The organism is Burkholderia sp. MSMB617WGS (genome assembly GCF_001532025.2).
Lineage (GTDB): Bacteria > Pseudomonadota > Gammaproteobacteria > Burkholderiales > Burkholderiaceae > Burkholderia > Burkholderia savannae.
This window is the reverse complement of sequence record NZ_CP013457.1, coordinates 1,684,940-1,708,330: the sequence shown is the minus strand read 5'-3', so window position 1 is coordinate 1,708,330 and position 23,391 is coordinate 1,684,940. Positions and strand designations below refer to the sequence as shown.

At 67.6% G+C, this 23,391-nt stretch carries 19 protein-coding genes; 3 read left to right on the top strand and 16 right to left on the bottom strand.

Annotation, left to right across the window (positions count from 1 at the left end; translation table 11 throughout):
- Nucleotide 1 precedes the first annotated feature (1 nt).
- The 13 genes from lpxA to rpsB all read right to left on the bottom strand — a co-directional run bounded on the left by lpxA (nt 2) and on the right by rpsB (nt 13,128).
- On the bottom strand, nt 2–790 hold the full coding sequence (gene lpxA, locus WT60_RS08520; RefSeq protein ID WP_060355296.1) for an acyl-ACP--UDP-N-acetylglucosamine O-acyltransferase: 789 nt from the start codon (nt 788–790) through the stop codon (nt 2–4).
- A 55-nt stretch (nt 791–845) separates the two neighbouring features.
- Nucleotides 846–1,313, bottom strand: a complete 468-nt coding sequence (gene fabZ, locus WT60_RS08515; RefSeq protein WP_038745009.1) for a 3-hydroxyacyl-ACP dehydratase FabZ — start codon at nt 1,311–1,313, stop codon at nt 846–848.
- Between the two features lie 151 nt (nt 1,314–1,464).
- The gene (gene lpxD, locus WT60_RS08510; RefSeq protein WP_059574530.1) at nt 1,465–2,550 is read right to left on the bottom strand and encodes a UDP-3-O-(3-hydroxymyristoyl)glucosamine N-acyltransferase; all 1,086 of its coding nucleotides are present in this window, start codon (nt 2,548–2,550) and stop codon (nt 1,465–1,467) included.
- 16 nt (nt 2,551–2,566) lie between these two features.
- Nucleotides 2,567–3,070, bottom strand: a complete 504-nt coding sequence (locus WT60_RS08505; protein WP_038745004.1) for an OmpH family outer membrane protein — start codon at nt 3,068–3,070, stop codon at nt 2,567–2,569.
- Nucleotides 3,071–3,137: 67 nt separating this feature from the next.
- The gene (gene bamA, locus WT60_RS08500; RefSeq protein ID WP_060355297.1) at nt 3,138–5,447 is read right to left on the bottom strand and encodes an outer membrane protein assembly factor BamA; all 2,310 of its coding nucleotides are present in this window, start codon (nt 5,445–5,447) and stop codon (nt 3,138–3,140) included.
- 64 nt (nt 5,448–5,511) lie between these two features.
- Nucleotides 5,512–6,903 carry an RIP metalloprotease RseP gene (rseP, locus tag WT60_RS08495; RefSeq protein ID WP_038745002.1) on the bottom strand — a complete coding sequence of 464 codons (1,392 nt, stop codon included), beginning with the start codon at nt 6,901–6,903 and terminating at the stop codon, nt 5,512–5,514.
- Nucleotides 6,904–6,920: 17 nt separating this feature from the next.
- Nucleotides 6,921–8,117: a 1-deoxy-D-xylulose-5-phosphate reductoisomerase gene (locus WT60_RS08490; protein WP_038744999.1), complete on the bottom strand. Its 1,197-nt coding sequence runs from the start codon at nt 8,115–8,117 to the stop codon at nt 6,921–6,923.
- A 14-nt stretch (nt 8,118–8,131) separates the two neighbouring features.
- The gene (locus WT60_RS08485; RefSeq protein WP_038744998.1) at nt 8,132–8,953 is read right to left on the bottom strand and encodes a phosphatidate cytidylyltransferase; all 822 of its coding nucleotides are present in this window, start codon (nt 8,951–8,953) and stop codon (nt 8,132–8,134) included.
- The gene (locus WT60_RS08480; protein ID WP_038744996.1) at nt 8,947–9,729 is read right to left on the bottom strand and encodes an isoprenyl transferase; all 783 of its coding nucleotides are present in this window, start codon (nt 9,727–9,729) and stop codon (nt 8,947–8,949) included. Before WT60_RS08480 ends, WT60_RS08485 begins: the two co-directional genes overlap by 7 nt.
- Before the next feature lie 47 nt (nt 9,730–9,776).
- The gene (gene frr, locus WT60_RS08475) at nt 9,777–10,337 is read right to left on the bottom strand and encodes a ribosome recycling factor (protein ID WP_038744994.1); all 561 of its coding nucleotides are present in this window, start codon (nt 10,335–10,337) and stop codon (nt 9,777–9,779) included.
- Between the two features lie 90 nt (nt 10,338–10,427).
- Nucleotides 10,428–11,141, bottom strand: coding sequence for a UMP kinase (pyrH, locus tag WT60_RS08470; RefSeq protein WP_004193606.1), 714 nt, complete (start codon nt 11,139–11,141; stop codon nt 10,428–10,430).
- Nucleotides 11,142–11,320: 179 nt separating this feature from the next.
- Nucleotides 11,321–12,202, bottom strand: a complete 882-nt coding sequence (tsf, locus tag WT60_RS08465; protein WP_038744992.1) for a translation elongation factor Ts — start codon at nt 12,200–12,202, stop codon at nt 11,321–11,323.
- Between the two features lie 182 nt (nt 12,203–12,384).
- Nucleotides 12,385–13,128, bottom strand: coding sequence for a 30S ribosomal protein S2 (gene rpsB / locus WT60_RS08460; RefSeq protein ID WP_038744989.1), 744 nt, complete (start codon nt 13,126–13,128; stop codon nt 12,385–12,387).
- Between the two features lie 456 nt (nt 13,129–13,584).
- Between rpsB and map the strand changes: the two genes are divergently transcribed.
- The 3 genes from map (at nt 13,585) to WT60_RS33490 (ending at nt 18,805) form a co-directional block, all read left to right on the top strand.
- Nucleotides 13,585–14,400 (top strand): type I methionyl aminopeptidase, encoded by an 816-nt coding sequence (gene map / locus WT60_RS08455; protein ID WP_059574522.1) that lies wholly within the window; start codon nt 13,585–13,587, stop codon nt 14,398–14,400.
- Nucleotides 14,401–14,540: 140 nt separating this feature from the next.
- Entirely contained in the window at nt 14,541–17,117 is a 2,577-nt protein-coding gene (locus tag WT60_RS08450; protein WP_038744984.1) for a [protein-PII] uridylyltransferase, read from the top strand.
- A gap of 14 nt (nt 17,118–17,131) precedes the next feature.
- Nucleotides 17,132–18,805: a pseudouridine synthase gene (locus WT60_RS33490; RefSeq protein WP_145986751.1), complete on the top strand. Its 1,674-nt coding sequence runs from the start codon at nt 17,132–17,134 to the stop codon at nt 18,803–18,805.
- Between the two features lie 172 nt (nt 18,806–18,977).
- On the opposite strand, the gene def is transcribed toward WT60_RS33490, so the two are convergent.
- The 3 genes from def to WT60_RS08430 form a co-directional block, all read right to left on the bottom strand.
- The gene (gene def / locus WT60_RS08440) at nt 18,978–19,511 is read right to left on the bottom strand and encodes a peptide deformylase (protein ID WP_038744976.1); all 534 of its coding nucleotides are present in this window, start codon (nt 19,509–19,511) and stop codon (nt 18,978–18,980) included.
- Nucleotides 19,508–21,583, bottom strand: a complete 2,076-nt coding sequence (ligA, locus tag WT60_RS08435; RefSeq protein WP_060355298.1) for an NAD-dependent DNA ligase LigA — start codon at nt 21,581–21,583, stop codon at nt 19,508–19,510. Before ligA ends, def begins: the two co-directional genes overlap by 4 nt.
- 544 nt (nt 21,584–22,127) lie before the next feature.
- Nucleotides 22,128–23,387: a cell division protein ZipA C-terminal FtsZ-binding domain-containing protein gene (locus tag WT60_RS08430; protein ID WP_059574520.1), complete on the bottom strand. Its 1,260-nt coding sequence runs from the start codon at nt 23,385–23,387 to the stop codon at nt 22,128–22,130.
- Between the last annotated feature and the right edge of the window lie 4 nt (nt 23,388–23,391).

Here is a 23,391-nt window from a genome sequence, read left to right as displayed (position 1 = left end):
TTCAGCGAATGATGCCGCGCTGCGACGTCTCGACGAAGTCGGCTAGCGCCTTGACGGCCGCGTCGCCGTCGCCGCCCGCCTGCGCGAGCTCGCGCAGCTGGATCTTCGCCTCTTCGAGCGACAAGCCGTTCTTGTACAGTATCCGGTACGCGCTGCGCAGCGCGGAGATCGCATCGGGCGAGAAACCGCGGCGGCGCAGCCCCTCGACGTTGATTCCGTGCGGCTCGGCCTTGTTGCCCGCGGCGATGACAAAAGGCGGAATGTCCTGCACGAGCGCCGACGCGCCGCCCAGCATCGAATGCGCGCCGATCCGCACGAACTGGTGGACGCCCGACATCCCGCCGACGATCGCCCAGTCGCCGATCTCGACGTGCCCCGCCATCTGCGCGTTGCTCGACAGGATCACGTGGCTGCCGACGCGGCAGTCGTGGCCGATATGCACGTACGCCATGATCCAGTTGTCGTCGCCGAGCGTCGTGACGCCCGTGTCCTGCACGGTGCCCGTGTGAATCGTCGTGAATTCGCGGATCGTGTTGCGATCGCCGATCACGAGCTTCGTCGGCTCGTCTTTGTACTTCATGTCCTGCGGACGGCCGCCCACCGACGCGTAATGGCCGATGCGATTGTCTTCGCCGATCGTCGTATGGCCTTCGATCACGCTGTGCGAACCGATCGTGGTCCGCGCGCCGATCGTCACGTTCGGACCGACGATCGCATACGGGCCGATCTCGGCCGTCTCGTGGACCTGCGCGCCCGGCTCGATGATCGCCGTGGGGTGAATCCTGCTCATGCGCCGTTGCCTCTCAATGTCTATGTCGCGTTGCGTAGCCTTGCGCGCCGCGCGCTCAGGGCGCCGCGTCGGCCGTCTTGACCGTGCACATCAGCTCGGCTTCCGCCGCGACCTTGCCGTCCACTTCCGCGACGGCCTTGAACTTCCAGATGCCGCGAATGTAGCGCTCGAACGTCACGTTCAGGATCAACTGGTCGCCCGGCTCGACGACGCGCTTGAAGCGCGCATTATCGATGCCGACGAAGTAGTACAGCGTATTCTCCGGGTCCTTCGGCTGCGCCTCGGCAAACGTGAGGAGCGCGGCCGCCTGCGCGAGCGCCTCGATGATCAGCACGCCCGGCATCACCGGCCGCTTCGGGAAATGGCCTGTGAAGAACGGCTCGTTGACCGTCACGTTCTTCAACGCTTTGATGGACTTGTGCGGCTCGAGTTCGAGCACGCGATCGACGAGCAGAATCGGATAGCGGTGCGGCAGCAGCGTGAGGATCTTATGGATGTCGAAGTTGATTTTTTCAGAGCTCATGGTGGTTCGTCTCACGCAATGGTTGGGTTGCGCGGTGATGACTGCAAATGCTGATGCGGGCCGCGTCGGGGAAAACGGCGCTCGGTTCGGTCGGCCGGCGCGCCGGGCAGCCTGCAAGCTGCCCCGTGCGATCCCCGGCCGACGCGTGGGTTCATGCGCCGCCGGCGTCGCCTTCCCGCGCGGCCAGCGCGGTCTCGAGCGCCTTGATCCGGTCGCGCAATTTGTCCAGGTTGCGCACGAGCGCCGCGCTCTTGTTCCAGTCGCCGTGCTCGACGGCCGGAAACGCGCTCGTATAGATGCCCGCCTTCGGCAGCGACTTCGATACGCCGGACTTCGCGGTAACGATCACGCCATCGCCGAGCGTCACGTGGCCCGCGATGCCCACCGCGCCGCCGATCATGCAATGCCTGCCGATCGTCGTGCTGCCCGCGATGCCCGCGCAGCCGGCGATCACCGTGTACGCGCCGATCCGGCAGTTGTGGCCGATCTGCACGAGGTTGTCGATCTTCACGCATTCTTCGATGACGGTGTCCGCCATCGCGCCGCGGTCGATCGTCGTGTTCGCGCCGATCTCGACGTCGGGGCCGACCTTCACGCCGCCGACCTGCGGAATCTTGACCCAGGCGCCCGTGCGCGCATCGCCTTCGCCGACGAAATCCGGCGCGAAGCCGAAGCCGTCGGAGCCGATCACGGCGCCCGAATGGACGATCGCGCGCGGCCCGAGCGTGCAGCCGTGATAAATCGCGACGTTCGGATACAGGTGCGAGTCGTCGCCGATCCGCGTGCCGCGCCCGACGAACACGCTCGCATCGAGCTGCACGCGCTCGCCGATCACGGCGCCCGCCTCGACCGTCACGTGCGGGCCGATCACCGCGCTCGCGGCGACCTGCGCGGCGGGATCGATCGTCGCGCTCGGATGCACGCCGGCGGCGCGCTGCGGTGCAGCGAGATCGATGAACATCTGCGCGACGCGCGCGAAGTACGCGTACGGATTCGGCGTGACGATGAAGTTGCGGCCGTTCGCGGCCGCGCCGAGCTTCTCGAGATCGCGCGGCGCGATCAGCACCGCGGCGGCGCCCGTTGTCTCGACTTGCGCGAGATATTTCGGATTCGCGAGGAACGCGAGCTGCTGCGGGCCCGCCTGATCGAGCGGCGCGAGACCGCCGACCTCGCGCCCGCCGTCGCCGACGATCTCGCCGCCGAATCGCGCGACGAGCGCCTCAAGCGTCAATGCCATTCGACGTTCGCTCCGTTCAGTTCGACAGGCTCGAAGGCGACGAGAGCGCCTTCAGCACCTTGTCGGTGATGTCGATGCGCGGACTCACGTACACCGCTTCCTGCACGATCAGATCGTAGTTCTGCTGCTCGGCGATCTGCTTGATCACCTTGTTCGCCTTGTCGAGCACCGCCGCGAGCTCTTCGTTGCGGCGCTGGTTCAGATCCTCGCGAAACTCGCGCTGCTTGCGCTGGAAATCGGTGTCGAGCTGCGCGAGGTCGCGCTGCTTCTGCGCACGCTCGTTGGCCGACAACGTCGGACCGTTCTTGTCGAGCGCGTCGGACATCGACTTCAGGCGCGCGGCCATGTCCTGCAGATCCTTGTCGCGCTTCGCGAACTCGGCTTCGAGTTTCGTTTGCGCGGCCTTGGCGGGCGCCGACTCGCGCAGGATCCGATCCGAATTGACGGCCGCGATCCGCGCGACGTCCTGCGCGTGCGCGAGCGTCGCGCCGAGCGCGGCGGCAAGCGCCAGCGCGCACATCACTCGTTTCGAAAACTTACCGGTTAGCAAGATTACCCTCTCGATGCTGTAGTCAGTGCCTGATCGATCAGAACGCCGTTCCGATCTGGAACTGGAATTTCTGATACTGATCGCCTTCGTGCTTCTGCAGCGGGAAGCCCAAGCTCAGCTTGAGCGGCCCGATCGGCGAGATCCACGCAAGACCGATACCGTAGCCGTAGCGCAGGCCGTTCGCGCCCGTGCTCGTGCCGCCCGGCGCGTTGCCCCACACGTTGCCGCCGTCGAGGAACGTGAACACGCGCAGCGTGCGGTCGTAGCCCGTGCCCGGCAGCGGGAACGTCAGCTCGATGTTGCCGACGATCATCTTCGAGCCGCCGATCGGATCGTTCGTCTTCGTGTCCCGCGGGCCGAGCGAGCTCGGCTCGTAGCCGCGCACGGAGCCGATACCGCCCGCGTAGTAGTTCTTGAAGATCGGATACGGGTTGCCGATGCCGTTGCCGTAGCCGCCTTGCAGGTTCAGGCCCAGGATGAAGCCGCGCGCGAACGAGTAGTAGTACTGCGCCTGCACGTCCGCCTTGTAGTACTGGATCTTGCCGACCGGCACGCCGTATTCGATGTTCGCCTGCGTGAAGTAGCCGCGGCTCGGGATCAACGCGCTGTCGCGCCCGTCGCGCGACCAAGCGACCGTCAGCGGCACCGTGTTCGACACGCGGCCGAATTGCTGCACGTAGTCCTGATACGACTGCGGCGTATTCGTATCGACGTCGAGGCGGTTCTGCTCGAAGCCCGCGCCGAAATAGACCGTATCGGTTTCCGAGAACGGGATGCCGAACTTCAGGTTGCCGCCCGCCGTGATGATCCGGAAGCTCGAGTTCGTCGAGTAATAGAGCGGCTGGTACGTGCGGTAGAACACGTCGGTGATCCGCTTGATGCCGTCGACGGTGAAGTACGGATCGACCTGCGTGACGGTCAGCGTACGGTAGCTCTTCGCGGTGTTCACGTTCACCGCAAGGCTCGTGCCCGAGCCGAACACGTTGTCCTGCGAGATGCCCGCCGACAGCACGACCTTGTCCGTCGACGAGAAGCCCGCGCCCAGCGTGATCGCGCCCGTCGGCTTTTCGGCGACCTTCACGTTCACGTCGACCTGGTCGTTCGTGCCCTCGACGGGAACCGTCGTCACGTCGACGTCGGTGAAGTAGCCGAGACGGTTGACCCGGTCCTTCGACAACGCGAGGCGGCTCGAATCGAACCACGAGCTCTCGAGCTGGCGCATTTCGCGGCGCACCACTTCGTCGCGCGTGCGCGTGTTGCCGACGATGTTGATCCGCCGCACGTACACGCGGCGGCTCGGATCGACGACGAGCGTGAGGCCGACCTTGTGCGACGCCTGGTCGATCTCGGGCTGCGCGTTCACCGTCGCGAACGCATAGCCGTACTGGCCGAGCTTGTCGACGATCGCCTTCGTCGTCTGCTGCAGCTTCTCGGCCGAGAAGCGGTCGCCCGGCTTGATCTTGACCAGCTTCTCGAGCTCCGCCTGGCGATCCAGCAGATTGCCCGCGAGCTTCACGCTCGATACCGTGTACGGCTCGCCTTCGTGCAGCGTCACCGTCAGGTACATGTCCTTCTTGTCGGGCGAGATCGACACCTGGGTCGACTCGATGTTGAACTCGAGATACCCGCGGTTCAGGTAGTACGAGCGCACGTTCTCGAGGTCGCCCGTCAGCTTTTCCTTCGAGTACAGGTCGTTCTTCGTGTACCACGAGAACCAGTTCGGGGTCGACAGCTGCATCTCGTCGCGCAGCGTGCCCGTGCTGAACGTCTTGTTGCCGATGAAATTGATCTGGCGGATCTTCGCGCTCGGGCCCTCGGCGACCGAGAACAGGATCGACACGCGGTTCGCGTCGACGGGCGTGACCGTCGTCGACACTTCCGCCGCGTAGAAGCCGCGCGTCAGGTACTGGCGCTTGAGCTCCTGCTCGGCCTTGTCGACGAGCGACTTGTCGTAATAGCGGCCCTGCGACAGGCCAACCGCCTTCAGCGCCTTGTTCAGGTTGTCCTTGTCGAATTCCTTGATGCCGGTGAAATCGATCGATGCGATCGCCGGACGCTCCTGCACCTGGACGATCACGACGTTGCCCTGCGTCGCGATCCGCACGTCGTTGAAGAAGCCCGTCGCGTACAGCGCGCGAATCGCTTCGGATGCCTTGTCGTCGGTGAACGTGTCGCCCTGCTTGATCGGCAGGTACGCGAACACGGAACCCGCCTCGACGCGCTGCAAGCCTTCGATCTTGATGTCCTGCACCACGAAGGGCGCCGCTGCGTGCGCCGCGAGACCATGCGCGGCGAGCGCCGCGGCAGCAACCGTCTTAGGTACGAAGCGATGAGGTTTGAACAACATGCATCCCCAGTGTTTAAGCTTGCATCAGATCAGGCGGCCGCCCTTGCGGCTACCGCCCGACGCGTCAAAAATGGATCAACCGAGCCAGATCGTTGAACAGCGCGATCGCCGACAGCGCGACGATGCAGATCAATCCCGCTCTTTGCAGAATCAGTTGCCAGCGCTCCGATACGGCCTTGCCGGTCGCGGCTTCAACCAGATAATATAACAGATGCCCCCCGTCCAAAACGGGAATCGGCAGCAAGTTCAGCACGCCGAGGCTAATGCTGACAAGGGCGAGGAACGATAGGAACGCCGACCATCCGAGCCGCGCGCTCTTGCCCGCATAGTCCGCGATCGTCACGGGCCCGGACAGATTCTTCAGCGACGCCTCGCCCGTCAGCATCCTGCCGAACATCTTCAGCGAATAAACCGAGATGTCCCACGTGCGCCGCACGCCGAGCTCGATGCTCTCGAGCGCGCCGTAGCGCACGTCGACGGACGGCGTCTGCAGCGCGAGCGCGGCGCCGATGCGGCCCACTTCCTTGCCCGTCTCGTCGTCGCGCTGCGCCTGCGGCACGATCGACACCGTGCGCTCGACGCCCGCGCGCTCGATTCTCAACGAGAGCTTACGGCCCGCGTGCGCCTTCACGTCGTCGATGAAGCGCGTCGAGCCGCCGATGCGCGCGCCGTCGAGCGCGACGAGCTTGTCGCCCGGCCCGAGCCCCGCCTGCTGCGCCGCGCCGCCCGGCAGCACCGACGTCACCGTCAGCGACCCGCCGCCCGGCTCGAAGCCGAGACGCGTCATGAACTCGTCGTCGACGTCGCGCTCGGTGACGCCGTGCAGATCGACGCGGAAATCGTACGTCGTGCCGTCGGCGCGATTGCGCGCGCCGAGCACGACGTCCTTGCGGTCGAACGCCGCGCCAAGCAGCTTCCAGCGCAGGTCGGACCACGAGCGCACCGGCTCGGCCTCGCCGCCCCGCGCGTCGCCCGCGCGCGCGTCGCGAATCGACACGATCGTCTCGCCGCCGTCGAAGCCTGCAACCGCGGCGGGCGTGCCGGCCGCGGGCGGTGCGACGATCGCCGCGGGCTCGGTCACGCCCGTCGCGAACACGAACGAAAAGAGCGCAATCGCAAGCAGGAAATTCGCGATCGGGCCGGCCGCGACGATCGCGATGCGCTTGCCGACCGGCTGCCGGTTGAACGCGCGCGGCAATTCGTCCGCGCGGATGCCTTCGCCCGGATCGCGCTCGTCGAGCATCTTCACGTAGCCGCCGAGCGGCAGCGCGGACAGCGTCCATTCGGTGCCCGTCGTCTTGCTGACCCAGCGCGCGACGGGCGCGCCGAAGCCGATCGAGAAGCGCAGCACCTTGACGCCGCACCAGCGAGCGACGCGGTAATGCCCGTACTCATGCACGACGACCAGCACGCCGATCGCCACCGCAAACGCGATCAGTTCGACCAGCACGTTCATGAGCGTATCGACTCCATTCAGGCGGCCCGCTCGACGCCGGGCGCGGGCAGTTTGTCGATGAACGCGGCCGCCGCGCGACGCGCGTCGGCGTCGGCGCCGATCACGTCGTCGAGGCCGCTCGGCGTGCGGTTGGCAAGCCCGTTCAGCACCGCCTCGACCGTCTGCGCGATCGCGGTGAAGCGAATGCGCCGCGACAAAAACGCGTCGACCGCGATCTCGTTCGCCGCATTGAGCGCCGTGCTCGCAATGCCGCCCGCCTCGAGCGCCTGGATCGACAGCGCGAGGCACGGGAAGCGCGCGTAGTCGGGCTTCTCGAACGTGAGCGTCGCGATCTGCGCGAGATCGAGCGGCGCGACGCCCGCGTCGACGCGCTCGGGAAACGCGAGCGCGTGCGCGATCGGCGTGCGCATGTCGGGATTGCCGAGCTGCGCGAGCACCGAGCCGTCGCGATACGACACGAGCGAATGGATCACGCTCTGCGGATGGATCAGCACGTCGATCCGCTCGCTCTGCAGGCCGAACAGCCAATGCGCCTCGATCACCTCGAGGCCCTTGTTCATCATCGTCGCCGAGTCGACCGAGATCTTGCGGCCCATCACCCAGTTCGGGTGCTTGCACGCCTCGTCGGGCGTCACGTCGGCGAGCGTCGCGGGCTCGCGCGTGCGGAACGGGCCGCCCGACGCGGTCACGATGATCTTCGCGATCCCGCCGCGCTCGGCCGCGTCGCGCGGCATGCACTGGAAGATCGCGTTGTGCTCGCTGTCGACGGGCAAGAGGATCGCGCCATGGTCGCGCACCGCGTCCATGAAGATCGCGCCCGACATCACGAGCGATTCCTTGTTCGCGAGCAGCACGCGCTTGCCCGCGCGCGCGGCGGCGAGGCTCGGCGCGAGCCCCGCCGCGCCGACGATCGCCGCGACGACGGTGTCGCAGCCGTCGCTCTTCGACACGTCGACGAGCGCCTGCGGGCCGTGCGCGACCTGAGTCTTGCTGCCCGCGGCGCGCAATTGCGCGTCGACCCGCGCGGCGGTTTCGGCGTCGCCGACCACCGCGACGTCGGGCGAAAAGCGCAGGCACTGGGCGACGAGCTTGTCTCCGTTGCGGTGGGCAGTGAGCGCGTGAACCGCGAAGCGCTCCGGATGACGCGCGACGACGTCGAGCGTGCTGTCTCCGATCGAGCCCGTCGAACCGAGCAATGTCAGACGTTTATGCATAGTAGAGTCTAGTTTTAACCGAGCAGCAGCATGGCGAGCGGCAGCACGGGCAGCAGCGCGTCGACGCGGTCGAGCACGCCGCCGTGGCCCGGCAGCAGCCCGCTTGAATCCTTCACGCCCGCCTGGCGCTTCAGGAGCGACTCGAACAGGTCGCCGACGATGCTGAACGCGACGAGAACCGTCAACGCCGCGAACCCACCCGCCGCGCCGTAATGCGCGACGAACGCCGAATAAAGGGTCGGCTCGAACGCGTGCGCCGCGACGGCCGCACCGGCGACCGCCATCACCGCGAGCCACCCGCCCGCCGCGCCTTCCCAGGTCTTGCCCGGGCTCACGGACGGCGCGAGCTTGCGCTTGCCGAATCTCTTGCCGGCAAAGTATGCGCCGATATCGGCGAGCCACACCACCAGCAACAGCGACAATACGAAGGGTACGCCTTGTGCGCGCGCCGCGACGAGCGCATGCCAGCACGCGGCAAAGACGACGAGGCCCGCCGCGAGCAGAAACGGCTTCCACGCGCGCCCGGCGAGCGCCGGCTTGCGCCAGAGCGCGTACGGGCCGGCCAGCAGCCAGAACACGCCCGCCGCCTCGAAGAGCGGCCGCGCGGCCTGCGCGCCGATGCCGAGCCGCGTGCTCGCGGCGAGCGCGAGCGCCGCGACGGCCGCGTAGGCAACGGGGCCGACGCCGCCCAGCCTCAGTAGCCGCCCCCATTCCCACGCGGCGAACACGAGCACGAGCGCGATCAGCGCGCCGAACGCGGAAAGCGGCGCGAACAGCGTCACGGGCAGCAGCACTGCCAGCAGCACGACCGCCGTGATGACACGGGTCTTCAGCATGAAAGGGAGTCGGCGTCCTGAGCCTGGGGTTCGAGCTGCGCGCTCGTGCGGCCGAAGCGGCGTTCGCGGTGCGTGTACGACGCGAGCGCCTCGGTAAGCGCGTCCGCGTCGAAATCCGGCCAGAATTTGTCGGTGAAGTAGAACTCGGTGTACGCGAGCTGCCAGAGCAGGAAATTGCTGATCCGCTGCTCGCCGCCCGTGCGGATGAAGAGATCGGGCTCCGGCGCGTAGGACATCGCCAGATGGCGGGCGAACGCGTCCTCGTCGATCTCGACCGCGCGCCCTTCGCGCGCCGCCTCGTCGACGAGCTTCTGCGTCGCCTGCAGGATGTCCCAACGTCCGCCGTAGTTCGCGGCGATCGTGAGCGTGAGGCGCGTGTTGCGGGCGGTTTTCGTTTCCGCGCGGCGGATGAGCGCCTGGATGCGCGGCTCGAACTTCGTCAGGTCGCCGACGACGCGCAGCCGGATGCCGTTCGCGTGCAGCTTGCCGACCTCGCGCTCGAGCGCGGTGATGAACAGGCGCATCAGGAACGACACCTCGTCGTTCGGCCGGCGCCAGTTCTCCGAGCTGAACGCGAAGAGCGTCAGGTATTCGACGCCCATGCGCGCGCATCCCTCGACGACGGAGCGCACCGCGTCGACGCCGCGCGTGTGTCCCGCGACGCGCGGCAGGCGGCGCTCGGTCGCCCACCGGCCGTTGCCGTCCATGATGATCGCGATGTGACGCGGCACGGCGGCGACGTCAGGCACGCGAACGGTAGAGCTGGTATAAGTCATGGCCGCTGAGACTGTAGCTGCGGGAAAAAGTGCGACGCAACGTGGCGTCAGACCGTCATGATCTCCGCTTCCTTGCTTTGGACGAGCTTGTCGATCTCCGCGACGTGCTTGTCGGTCAGCTTCTGCACGTCGTCGCTCGCGCGGCGCTCGTCGTCCTCGGAGATTTCCTTGTCCTTGACGAGTTTCTTCAACTGCTCGTTCGCGTCGCGGCGCAGGTTGCGCACGGCCACCTTCGCCGTTTCGCCCTCGCTCTTGACGACCTTCGTCAGTTCGCGGCGGCGCTCTTCGGTGAGCGCCGGCATCGGCACGCGGATCAAGTCGCCCGCCGTCGCCGGGTTCAGGCCCAGATCGGCCTCGCGGATCGCCTTCTCGACCTTCGCGACCATGTTCTTTTCCCACGGCTGCACGCCGATCGTGCGCGCGTCGACGAGCGTCAGGTTCGCGACCTGCGAGATCGGCACCATCGAACCGTAGTAGTCGACCTGCACGTGATCCAGCAGACCGGTGTGCGCACGGCCCGTGCGGATCTTCGCCAGATCGTTCTTGAACGCTTCGATCGAGCGCTGCATCTTCTGCTCGACGCCCTTCTTGATATCAGCGACACTCATTTCAACCTCCGAACCTTCCGAACTTCAAAACGATGCGGGCAATGGCCATAGGCGGCGCACGGCGCCGCCGCCTCCCGCATCGGCGAGAGTTTACACGTGGACGAGCGTGCCCTCGTCCTCACCTTGCACGATACGTTTGAGCGCACCCGGCTTGTTGATCGAAAACACGCGGATCGGCAGCTTCTGGTCGCGGCAAAGCGCGAACGCCGTCGCGTCCATCACCTGCAGGTTGCGGCCGATCGCCTCGTCGAAACTGATCGACGAGTAGCGCGTGGCGGACGGGTCCTTCTTCGGATCGGCCGAATAAACGCCGTCGACCTTCGTCGCCTTCAGCACCACTTCGGCGCCGACTTCCGAGCCGCGCAGCGCGGCCGCGGTGTCCGTCGTGAAGAACGGGTTGCCCGTGCCCGCCGCGAAGATCACCACCTTGCCCTCCTCGAGCTGACGGATCGCGCGCGGGCGGATGTACGGCTCGACCACCTGGTCCATCCGCAGCGCCGACTGCACGCGCGCCTCGATGCCCGCGTGGCGCATCGCATCCTGCAACGCGAGCGCGTTCATCATCGTCGCGAGCATCCCCATGTAGTCGGCCGTCGCGCGGTCCATGCCGGCCGCGCCTCCCGCGACGCCGCGGAAGATGTTGCCGCCGCCGATCACGACCGCGAGCTGCGTGCCGAGACGCACGACTTCCGCGATGTCGGCAACCATCCGCTCGATCGTCGCGCGATTGATGCCGAAGGCATCGTCGCCCATCAGAGCTTCGCCGGAAAGTTTGAGGAGGACGCGTTTATAGGCATTGGGCATAGGGACTTCCGAGCGACGAGAGGATGACAAGCACGAACTGTAGGGGCGAAATGCTGATTCGAGCAAGCGCCGCCGGGCCGGGCTGGCTGAAAGCCCCGTCCGGCGCCGCTGCCGGCCGCGGCGGAACGGGTCGTCCGCCGCGGGTCAAGCGTACTGCTGGTTACCGCTTTTACGACTGGTTACTGCTGCTTCGCGGCGGCGACCTGCGCGGCCACTTCCGCCGCGAAGTCGTCCTGACGCTTCTCGATGCCTTCGCCGACGACGAACAGGGCGAACTTCTGCACCGCCGCGCTCGCGGCCTTGAGCATCTGTTCGATCGTCTGCTTGTCGTTCTTCACGAACGGCTGGTTCAAGAGCGACACTTCCTTCAGGAACTTCTGGACGCTGCCGTCGACCATCTTCGCGACGATTTCGGCCGGCTTGCCCGATTCCGCGGCCTTCTGCTCGGCGACGCGGCGCTCCTTCTCGATCAGGTCCGCCGGCACTTCGTCCGCCGACAGCGAGACCGGCTTCATCGCCGCGACGTGCATCGCGACGTCCTTGCCGACCTGCTCTTCGGCGCCCGTGTACTCGACGATCACGCCGATGCGGCTGCCGTGCAGGTACGTCGCGAGCTTGTTCGACGTCTCGAAACGGACGAAACGGCGGATCGAGATGTTCTCGCCGATCTTGCCGACGAGCGCGAGTCGCACTTCGTCGACCGTCTTGCCGTCGAGCGCCAGCGCCGACAGCGCGGCGACGTCGGCCGGGTTCTGCGTCGCGACGAGTTCCGCGACCTGCTTCGAGAACGCGAGGAAGTCGTCGTTCTTCGCGACGAAGTCGGTTTCGCAGTTCAGCTCGACGAGCGCGCCCGCGTTGCCGCCGACGAACGATGCGACGACACCTTCCGCCGTCACGCGCGACGCCGCCTTGCTCGCCTTGTTGCCGAGCTTCACGCGCAGCAGCTCTTCGGCCTTGGCCATGTCGCCGTCGGCTTCCGTCAGCGCCTTCTTGCACTCCATCATCGGTGCGTCGGTCTTCGCGCGCAGTTCTGCCACCATGCTTGCGGTAATTGCCGCCATCATTCGCTCCTTGAGTCTGTATTCACAACGCCGCCCGCGCTTCGACGCAAGCGGCAGGCATTCGTTTCCGGGCATCCGCGCATTTTTTGCGGTGCATCGCCCCGGATCGGCCGCCCGAAAAAAAGCGGCTTAAAAAAAGGGGGCCTGTTGAGAGCCCCCTTTTTGCGCCGGCTCGGGGCCGGTTACGCGTTTTCCTCGACGTACTCGTCGTCGCCGCCGCGCACCGCCTGGACCACTTCGTTGACCGCATTCGCACGGCCTTCCAGGATCGCGTCAGCCACGCCTTCCGCGTACAGCGCGACTGCCTTGCTCGAGTCGTCGTTGCCCGGGATCACGTAGTCCACGCCTTCCGGCGAGTGGTTCGTGTCGACCACGGCGATGACCGGCACGCCCAGCTTGTTCGCTTCGGTGACGGCGATCTTGTGGTAGCCGACGTCGACGACGAAGATCGCGTCCGGAATGCCGCCCATGTCCTTCACGCCGCCGATCGACTTCTGCAGCTTCGCGATTTCACGTTCGAACAGCAGCGCTTCCTTCTTGCTCATCTTTTCGAGCTCGCCCGCCTCGACCGCCGCCTCCATGTCCTTCAGGCGCTTGATCGACACCTTCAGCGTCTTGAAGTTGGTCATCATGCCGCCGAGCCAGCGTGCGTTCACGTACGGCATGCCGGCGCGCTGCGCTTCCTGGGCGATCGTGTCGCGCGACTGGCGCTTCGTGCCGACGAAGAGGATCGTGCCCCGATTCGCCGCCAGCTGACGCACGTACTTCTGTGCATCCGAGAACATCGGCAGCGTCTTTTCGAGGTTGATGATGTGAATCTTGTTGCGGTGACCGAAAATGAAGGGAGCCATCTTCGGGTTCCAGAAGCGCGTTTGGTGACCGAAATGGACACCCGCCTCCAGCATTTGGCGCATCGTAACTGCCATGTAAATTCTCCACGAGGGTTTGGGTCTTAAGCCGGCTGCCGTATCATGGCGCGACGGCGGACACTGCTCCGCTCCTCGCGCCGCGACACCCTGGGTGCGCCGGCTTGCGATTCGGCGCGCGCTCTTCGAAAACCCACCTTGAAAACCGTTCGAAAGCTTCGCGCCCAGCCTTCGCCGCCACCGCCGCGCCCGAACGGAAAACTCGAACGTTCCCGAGCAAGGCAAAAATAGCGATTCCAGCGTCGACTTAGCCAATAAGTATAGCACGCGAGCGCTACGGCTCTCAAGTCGCCCTCCGCTTTCGCCGCGCCGGCTTCATGCGAGCGCCTCCGCCGGACGGCCCGCGCGCGACTCGCGAACGCGCCCGGTTTCGCGCCGCGGCCGCCCGCGAAAGGCTGCGACGGCGGGAATAAGGTGCGATAATTGCGCAATTCACCGCATTTCAGGCATCGACCCATGGCCATTACGCTCAAAAACGAACACGACATCGCGCAGATGCGCATCGCCTGCCGTCTCGCGAGCGAAGTGCTCGACTACATCACGCCGTTCGTCGTCGCGGGCGTGACGACGGGCGAACTCGATCGCCTTTGCCACGAGTACATGGTCAACGTGCAGGGCACCGTGCCCGCGCCGCTCAACTACCAGCCGCCCGGCTACCCGCCGTTCCCGAAGGCGATCTGCACGTCGGTCAACGACGTGATCTGCCACGGCATTCCGGGCGACAAGACGCTCAAGAACGGCGACGCGCTCAACATCGACATCACCGTCATCAAGAACGGCTATTTCGGCGACACGAGCCGGATGTTCATCCTCGGCGAAGGCTCGATTCTCGCGAAGCGCCTCGTGCAAACCACCTACGAATGCATGTGGCTCGGCATCGACCAGGTGAAGCCCGGCGCGCATCTCGGCGACATCGGCCACGCGATCCAGAAGCACGCGGAAGCGCAGGGCTACAGCGTCGTGCGCGAATACTGCGGCCACGGCATCGGCACGGTGTTCCACGAGGACCCGCAGGTCGTCCACTACGGGCGGCCCGGCACCGGCATCGAGCTGAAGCCCGGCATGATCTTCACGATCGAGCCGATGATCAACGCCGGCAAGCGCGACATCCGCACGATGCCCGACCAGTGGACCGTCAAGACCCGCGACCGCAGCCTGTCCGCGCAGTGGGAGCACACGATCCTCGTCACGGAAACGGGCCACGAGGTGCTCACGGTATCGGCCGGCACGCCGGCGCGCCCGACGTTCGCCGCGCCGGCGACGGCGGCCTGAGCGCGTTGCCGCGCGCCTCATCCGCGTTGCCGTTCGCTTTGCCCGTTTCGCTTGTTTCGCTCGTTTGTTTGCCCGTTTAGCCAGGTAGCCGCTCGCGTCGTCGCGCGCGGCCGTTCAACCGCCCAATCCGATTGCCGCCCATGAGCGCATCCGTCGCCGCGCCGCCCTCCGCGCTGTCGCGCAAAGCCGAATTCAAGGCCGCGAAAGCCGAACTGCTCGCGCGCTTCAAGACCGCGGCCAACGTCACGCCGCTGATGCACGCGCTGTCGCGCGCGACCGACGACGCGCTGCGCCGCCTGTGGCACGAATGCGGGCTGCCCGCGACGCTCGCGCTCGTCGCGGTCGGCGGCTACGGGCGCGGCGAGCTGTCGCCGCATTCGGACGTCGACATCCTCGTCCTCTTGCCCGACTCGCACGCGAGCGAGCTCGACGAGCGGATCGAACGCTTCATCGGGATGGCATGGGATCTCGGGCTCGAGATCGGCAGCAGCGTGCGCACGGTCGGCCAATGCATCGAGGAGGCCTCGCAGGACGTCACCGTGCAGACGTCGCTGCTCGAGGCCCGCCGCATCGTCGGCAGCACGGCGCTCTTCGAGCGCTTCATGCTGCACTACCGCGAGGCGCTCGACGCGCGCGCGTTCTTCCAGGCGAAGGTGCTCGAGATGCGCCAGCGCCATGCGAAGTTCCAGGACACGCCGTACAGCCTCGAGCCGAACGTGAAGGAAAGCCCGGGCGGCCTGCGCGATCTGCAGACGATTCTCTGGATCGCGCGCGCGGCGGGCTTCGGCAGCAGCTGGCGCGAACTCGACACGCGCGGGCTCATCACCGATCGCGAGGCGCGCGAGCTGCGCCGCAACGAAAATTTCCTGAAGACGCTGCGCGCGCGGCTGCACGTGATCGCCGGGCGGCGGCAGGACATCCTCGTGTTCGATCTGCAGACGCAGGCGGCCGAGAGCTTCGGCTACGAGCCGACGCCCGCGAAGCGCGCGAGCGAGCAGTTGATGCGGCGCTACTACTGGGCCGCGAAGGCGGTCACGCAGCTCGCGACGATCCTGATCCAGAACATCGAGGCGCAGCTCTTCCCGGCGACGAGCGGCGTCACCCGCGTGCTGTCGCCGGGGCGCTTCGTCGAGAAGCAGGGGATGCTCGAGATCGCCGCGGACGACGTGTTCGAGCGCCACCCGGACGCGATCCTCGAAGCGTTCCTGCTGTACGAGGCGACGCGCGGCGTGAAGGGGCTGTCCGCGCGCACGCTGCGCGCGCTCTACAACTCGCGCGACGTGATGAACAACGCGTGGCGGCGCGATCCGCGCAACCGGCGCGCGTTCATGCAGATCCTGCAACAGCCGGAGGGCATCACGCACGCGTTCCGGCTGATGAACCAGACGAGCGTGCTCGGCCGCTATCTGCTGAACTTCCGGCGAATCGTCGGCCAGATGCAGCACGACCTGTACCACGTGTACACGGTCGACCAGCACATCCTGATGGTGCTGCGCAACATCCGCCGCTTCGCGGTCGCCGAGCACGCGCACGAATACCCGTTCTGCAGCCAGCTCATCGTCAACTTCGAGCGGCCGTGGGTGCTGTACGTCGCCGCCCTCTTCCACGACATCGCGAAGGGCCGCGGCGGCGACCACTCGACGCTCGGGATGGCCGACGCGCGGCGCTTCTGCCGCGAGCACGGCATCGAGGGCGACGACGCGGCACTCGTGGTCTGGCTCGTCCAGCATCACCTGACGATGAGCCAGGTCGCGCAAAAGCAGGACACGAGCGATCCGGAGGTGATCAAGCGCTTCGCGGATCTCGTCGGCAGCGAGAGGCGGCTCACGGCGCTCTACCTGCTCACCGTCGCCGACATCCGCGGCACGAGCCCGAAAGTGTGGAACACGTGGAAAGGCAAGCTGCTCGAGGATCTCTATCGCGCGGCGCTCGCCGTGCTGGGCGGCGCGCAGCCTGACGCGCATTCGGAGCTGAAGACGCGGCAGGAAGAGGCGCTCGCGCTGCTGCGTCTCGAGACCGTGCCGCCCGACGCGCACCGCGCGCTGTGGGATCAGCTCGACGTCGGTTACTTCCTGCGCCACGACGCGGCCGACATCGCGTGGCAGACCCGCATGCTGTACCGGCACGTCGAGGCCGACACGGCGATCGTCCGCGCGCGGCCGTCGCCCGTCGGCGACGCGCTGCAGGTGCTCGTCTACGTGAAGGACCGCTCGGACCTGTTCGCCGGCATCTGCGCGTACTTCGACCGCAACGGGCTGTCGGTGCTCGACGCGCGCGTGAACACGACGCGCCACGGCTATGCGCTCGACAACTTCATCGTCACGCAAACCGAGCGCGACGTGCAGTACCGCGACATCGCGAATCTCGTCGAGCAGCAGCTCGCCGCTCGCCTCGCCGAATCCGCGCCGCTGCCCGAGCCGTCGAAGGGGCGGCTGTCGCGGCTGTCGCGCACGTTCCCGATCACGCCGCGCGTCGACCTGCGGGCCGACGAGCGCGGTCAGTACTACATTCTGTCCGTGTCGGCCAACGACCGGCCGGGCCTTCTTTATTCGATCGCGCGCGTGCTGGCCGAGCACCGGGTCGGCGTCCACGCGGCGCGGATCAATACGCTCGGCGAACGCGTCGAGGACGTCTTCATGCTCGACGGCACCGGCTTGTCCGACAGCCGTCTGCAGATCCAAGTCGAAACCGAGTTGCTGCGCGCGATCGCAGTGTGAGTATTTCAGCGTTTATGCGCACAAAATTGACCGTCAAGAATCCGCGACCGGCGACGCCCGGCCGCGCCCCCGTCCGTTCCGGCAGCCTCACCGCGCGCAAGGTCGCGCGGCCCGACGCGAAAGCGGAGGGCGCGAAACCGGCGGCGGCGAAGCCCGCGACCAAGTCCGCCGCGGCGAAGCCGTCGGCGCCACGCGGCGCGCCGGCCGCCCCGCAAAAGCGCGCGGGCGCGCCCGCGCGCTCCGCTGCGGCGGCGTCCGAAGGCAAGCGCGTCGCGAAGCCGCGCACCGCGCATGATGCCGCCCGTCCGGGCGGCGAACGTGGCGCGGCCAAGCGCGCCGGCGCTCCCGGCGCCGCTGCCGGGGCGCGCGACCGCCGCACCGATGCGAAGCCCGAGCGCCGCACCGCCGATCGTGCCACGACGCGCGACGCGCGGGCGGCGCGCAACCCGGATGCGCGCTCGTTCGATCCTGCCGCGCGCGGCCAGGGCCGCGCGACGCGCGAAGGCGCGAAACCCGCCGGCGCACGCGGCCCGGCAGGCGCCAAGTCGAGCGGCGCATCCAGAACCGCGACGCGCCAGCCGGACGAGCGCGCACCGCGCCCGCACGGCCGCACCGCGCGCGATTCGGCGGCGGCGCCGTTCGCGGGCAAAACCACGGCGAGCGGCAAACGCGCGCCGCAGCGCACCGACGATCGCTACGGTGCATCCGCGAAACGCACGCCGTCGCGCACCGAGCGCACTGCGCGCACCGGCGAACGCGCTGCGCCCCGCGCGAACGCATCCGACAATCGCCGCCCTGCCGTCCGCGCGACGACGGGCTCGCGCCTGAAGGCCGCGCAACCGATCAAGCGCCGCATTGCCGAACCCGGCGAACGCGCCGCACACGTCGAGCGCGGCGACCGAGGCGACCGAGGTGACCGAGGTGACGAAACGGGCCTCGTGCGCCTGTCGAAGCGCATGTCGGAACTCGGCCTTTGCTCGCGCCGCGAAGCGGACGAATGGATCGAGAAAGGCTGGGTGCTCGTCGACGGCGAGCGCATCGACACGCTCGGCACGAAGGTGCGCGCCGACCAGCGCATCGAAATCGATTCGAACGCGCGCGCCGCGCAGGCCGCGCAAGTGACGATCCTGCTGCACAAGCCGGTCGGCTATGTGTCGGGCCAGGCGGAGGACGGCTACGCGCCCGCCGCAACGCTCGTCACGCGCGAAAACCACTGGAGCGGCGACCGCTCGCCGCTGCGCTTCTCCCCGCAGCAACTGCGCGCGCTCGCGCCCGCGGGCCGGCTCGACATCGATTCGACGGGCCTTCTGGTGCTGACGCAAAACGGCCGCATCGCAAAGCAGCTGATCGGCGAGCAATCCGACATCGACAAGGAATACCTCGTGCGCGTGCGATTCGGCGAGCGCCTGACCGACATCGAGCATCACTTCCCCGCCGAGTCGCTCGCGAAGCTGCGCCATGGCCTCGAGCTCGACGGCGCGCCGCTCAAGCCCGCGATGGTCAGCTGGCAGAACGGCGAGCAGTTGCGCTTCGTGCTGCGCGAAGGCAAGAAGCGCCAGATTCGCCGGATGTGCGAACTCGTCGGCCTCGAGGTGATCGGCCTGAAGCGCGTGCGGATGGGCCGCGTGATGCTGGGCGCGCTGCCTCAAGGGCAATGGCGCTATCTCGGGCCGGACGAAGCGTTCTGATCGACGCGCGGCCGCCCGCTCGGAGGCCGCAGGCCGCGCATTGACCGCCCGGCTCGCGCCGGCAGGCTTCAAATGAAAACGCCCGCGGCCGCGGGCGTTTTCGCTTTCTGTTTCGCTCCCGGCCGCGTTTGCGCAGCGCGGCAAACCGCGCCGCCGCGGCGCGCCGCGTCAGTCAGTCGTCCGATTGCGCGTCGAGCCCCGGGAACAGCACGTCGGTGAAGCCGAATTTCGAGAAATCGGTGATTCGCATCGGATAGAGCTTGCCGATCAGGTGGTCGTATTCGTGCTGGACGACCCGGGCGTGAAACCCCTCCGCGATCCGCTCGAGCTTCGCGCCGAACTGGTCGAAGCCGCTGTAGCGCACGCGCCGGTAGCGGCTCACGACGCCGCGCAACCCCGGCACCGACAGGCAGCCCTCCCAGCCCTCTTCCATGTCGGGCGGCAAATATTCGACGGTCGGATTGACGAGCACCGTCTCCGGCACGGGCGGCGCCTCCGGATAGCGCTCGCTGCTGCCGAAGCCGAAGATGATCACCTGCAGCCCGACGCCGATCTGCGGCGCGGCGAGCCCGGCGCCGTTCGCGTGATGCATCGTCTCGAACATGTCCGCCACGAGCGCGTGCAGTTCGGGCGTGTTGAATGCTTCGACCGGTCTTGCGACTTCGAGCAGACGCGGATCGCCCATCTTCAGAATCTCGCGAATCATCGCGCGTGGCCCTCCAGGAGTTTGTGCATGCCCTCTTCGTCCAGCACCGGAATGCCGAGTTCCTCGGCCTTCGCGAGCTTGCTGCCCGCGTCGGCGCCCGCGACGACGTAATCGGTCTTCTTCGACACCGAGCCCGCCACCTTCGCGCCCGCCGCCTCCAGCAATTCCTTCGCCGCATCGCGCGTGAGCGTGGGCAGCGTGCCCGTCAGCACGACGGTCTTGCCCGCAAGCACGCCTTGCGGCGCGCGCGGCGCGGGCGGCCCTTCGGGCCACGTCACCTTGCCCGGCGCGCGCAACTGCTCGATCACCGTGCGATTGTGCTCCTCGGCAAAGAACTGGTGAATCGATTCGGCGACGACCGGGCCGACATCGTTGACTTCGAGCAATGCGTCGATCGACGCGTCCATGATCGGATCGAGCGAACCGAAGTGCTTCGCCAGATCCTTCGCCGTCGATTCGCCGACATGGCGAATGCCGAGCGCATAGATGAAGCGCGCGAGCGTCGTATGCTTCGCCTTCTCGAGCGATTCGATCAGGTTCTGCGCGGACTTCTCCGCGAAGCGGTCGAGCTCGACGAGCGTCGAGAAGCCGAGATGGAACAGATCGGCGGGCGTGCGCACGATGTTCTGCTCGACGAGCTGATCGATGATCTTCTCGCCGAGGCCGTCGATGTCGAGCGCGCGGCGCTGCGCGAAATGCCACAGCGCCTGCTTGCGCTGCGCGGGGCAGAAGAGCCCGCCCGTGCAGCGCGCGATCGCCTCGTCCGGCAATCGCTCGATCCGCGATCCGCATTCGGGGCATTCGGCCGGCATCACGAACTCGCGCGCGTCGGCAGGACGCCGCTCGAGCACGGCCGACACCACCTCCGGAATCACGTCGCCCGCGCGTCGCACGACGACCGTGTCGCCGATCCGGATGTCCTTGCGGCGCACCTCGTCTTCGTTGTGCAGCGTCGCGTTCGTGACGGTCGCGCCGCCGACGAACACGGGCTCGAGCCGCGCGACCGGCGTGATCGCCCCCGTGCGCCCGACCTGCACGTCGATCGCGACGAGCTTCGTCAGCGCCTCCTGCGCGGGGAACTTGTGCGCGAGCGCGAAACGCGGCGCGCGCGACACGAAGCCGAGCCGGTCCTGCTCGTCGCGGCGGTTCACCTTGTAGACGACGCCGTCGATGTCGTACGGCAGCGACTCGCGCTTCTCGCCGACCGCGCGGAAGAAGCCGAGCAGGCCGTCGGCGCCGCGCACGACGGCGCGCTCGCGGTTCACCGGCAGCCCGAGCGTCTCGTACCAGTCGAGCAGGCCGCTGTGCGTGCCGGGCATCTCGAGCCCGTCGAGCACGCCGACCCCATACGCAAAGAACGACAGCGGGCGCGACGCGGTGATCTTCGAATCGAGCTGCCGCAGGCTCCCCGCCGCCGCGTTGCGCGGATTCGCGAATTCGCGCTGGCCCGCCGCGCGTTGACGTTCGTTCAGGCGCGCGAAATCGCGCTTGAACATCAGCACCTCGCCGCGCACGTCGAGCACGCGCGGCAGATGCTTGCCCTTCAACCTGAGCGGAATCGAGCGAACCGTGCGGATGTTCTCGGTGACGTCCTCGCCCGTCGTGCCGTCGCCGCGCGTCGACGCCTGCACGAAACGGCCGTCCTCGTAGCGCAGCGAGATCGCGAGGCCGTCGAACTTCAGCTCGCACGCGTATTCGACAGGCTCGGTCACGGTGCCGGCGAGGTCGGTCGCCTTGTCGAGGCCGTCGGCCACGCGCTTGTCGAACGCGACGACGTCGTCGTCGGCAAAGCCGTTGTTGAGCGACAGCATCGGCGTGTCGTGCACGACCGGCGTGAAGCCGCTCGCGACTTCGCCGCCGACGCGCTGGGTCGGCGAATCGGGCGTGACGAGATCAGGGTGTTCGGCCTCGATTTGCTGAAGCTCGACGAAGAGCCGATCGTACTCGGCGTCGGGCAGCTCCGGCTGGTCGAGCACGTAATAGGCGTAGTTCGCCCGCTCGAGCTCGGCGCGCAGCCACGCGGCGCGCTTCGCCGGCTGGCCGGCGGGCGGTTCAACTGGGGATCGGGCCATGCTGGCGGCACTTTCTCGTGAGAATCATCAAGCGACGATTATCTCAGTTCGAGCCCTTTTCGGCATCGGCTAAATGACCGATAGGAGGCGGGGATCGGGGATCGGGGATCGGGGATCGGGAATCGGGGAATCGGGGAATCGGGGAATCGGGGAATCGGGGGATCGGGGTTCCAATCCCTTGGTTGCGGACGAGAACGCTTCGATGCCTTATGACGAGCGGGCGAAGCAGGCGGGACGCCGTTCGATCGGCTCGACCGCGCACGATGCCGGGACGGGCCGCCGCCCCGACCTCCGCGTCGCGGCGGCGATCGAAAGCCCCGCGGCACCACTATCGCATTGCGCTGCACAAGCCGGCTCGGGCGGGCGGCGGCGCGTCAATCAACAGACTTCGCAAGAATCGACCGAATGGCGCGCGGCCGATGCGAATGGCGCAACACAACCAGCGCGACGCCACGCCCGCAAACCGCGCTCGCGAGCGCAGCAGCAGCAGCAGCGCATCGCGAGCGTGCAAGAACCGCGCCGAAACGAAACCGGCGCGCGGCGCTTACTGGCTGAACAGCCGCCGCGTGACGGGCGAGCCGGCCGGAATCCCCGCCTCTTCGAGCCGCGCGTACAGCTTCATCAGTTGCTGCTCGATCGCGAGCAGCGTCGATTCGGGCAGCGGCCGGCGCTGGTCATCGACGACGCGCGCGCCGATCCGCTCGGAGAGCGACTTCGCGTAATCGCACATCAGCCGGAACGGCAGGATGTCCTCGTCGGCGACGGGCACGTCGAGCACGAGCGTGATCAGGTTGCCGCCCTTGTACGTGAGATCGTCGCGCAGGAAGTTCGTGTCGCCGAACTGGAGCATGAAGACGGGGTTCTGCTTCGCGTCGAGCTTCACGAAGCGCGTGCCGTCGCGCGACAGCAGCAGCCCGTCCTGCGACGCGACCGCCTGCACGTAGTTCGCCGACCACGGCGCGCCGTCCGACATCACGTTGATCGACAGTTGCGCATCGCACTGCGCGGCGAAGCCGTCGAGCTCGCGCGCCATCGACACCGTTTCCATCATGTCCGGGAATTCGGGCGCGCCGTCGATCGCGTCCGCGAACTGCTGAACGCCCGTCACGAATTCGGAGAACTCGAGCTCGTTGAGCGGGCCGCTGCGGTTCGCGAGCTGCGCGGCCGCGCGCAGCTCTTCGTAGCGCACGCCGTTTTGCAGCAGTTCCCACGCGTCGCCGCCCTCCGGCTTGCCTTCGATATGCACCGGCTTGCTGCCCGCGCGGCGCAGCCGCTGCGCGGCGGGCAGGATCTTGTCGCCCGCGAGCGGGCCCGCGAGGCGGATCGGCACGATGCAGTCGATCCGGCGATCGACGACCGCAGGCGGCGCCGCGGAGATCGTCGTCGCGGCGGGCAGCACCGGCTCGACCGGCTCGTCGTGCGCGAGCGCCGACGCGGCCTCGACGGCCTCGCCGCCGCCCGTCGTCTCGACGGCGGGCTCGACCGCGCCGTTCGCGACGGTCGCCTCGGCCTGCAGGTCGGCCGGCGTGTCGGCGGGCGCCACGCCGCCGAACGTCGGCTCGACGCGCGCCGCGCCGTCGCTTTGCGCGCCCGCCGCGGCATCGCGGCGCGCCGGCTGCCGCACCGGCTCGATGAAGGGCGCGTCGTCGTCGCGCTCGTGCCGCGAGGCGGCCTCGGCCGCCTCGGACGGCATCGGGCGCGGCATCCTGCGGCGCACCTTCGCCCCCTGCCACGCGTTGTAGACCACGACGCCGCCCACCACGACGGCGCCCGCGCCGATCAACCCGAGTGTCAACTCGTCCATGCAA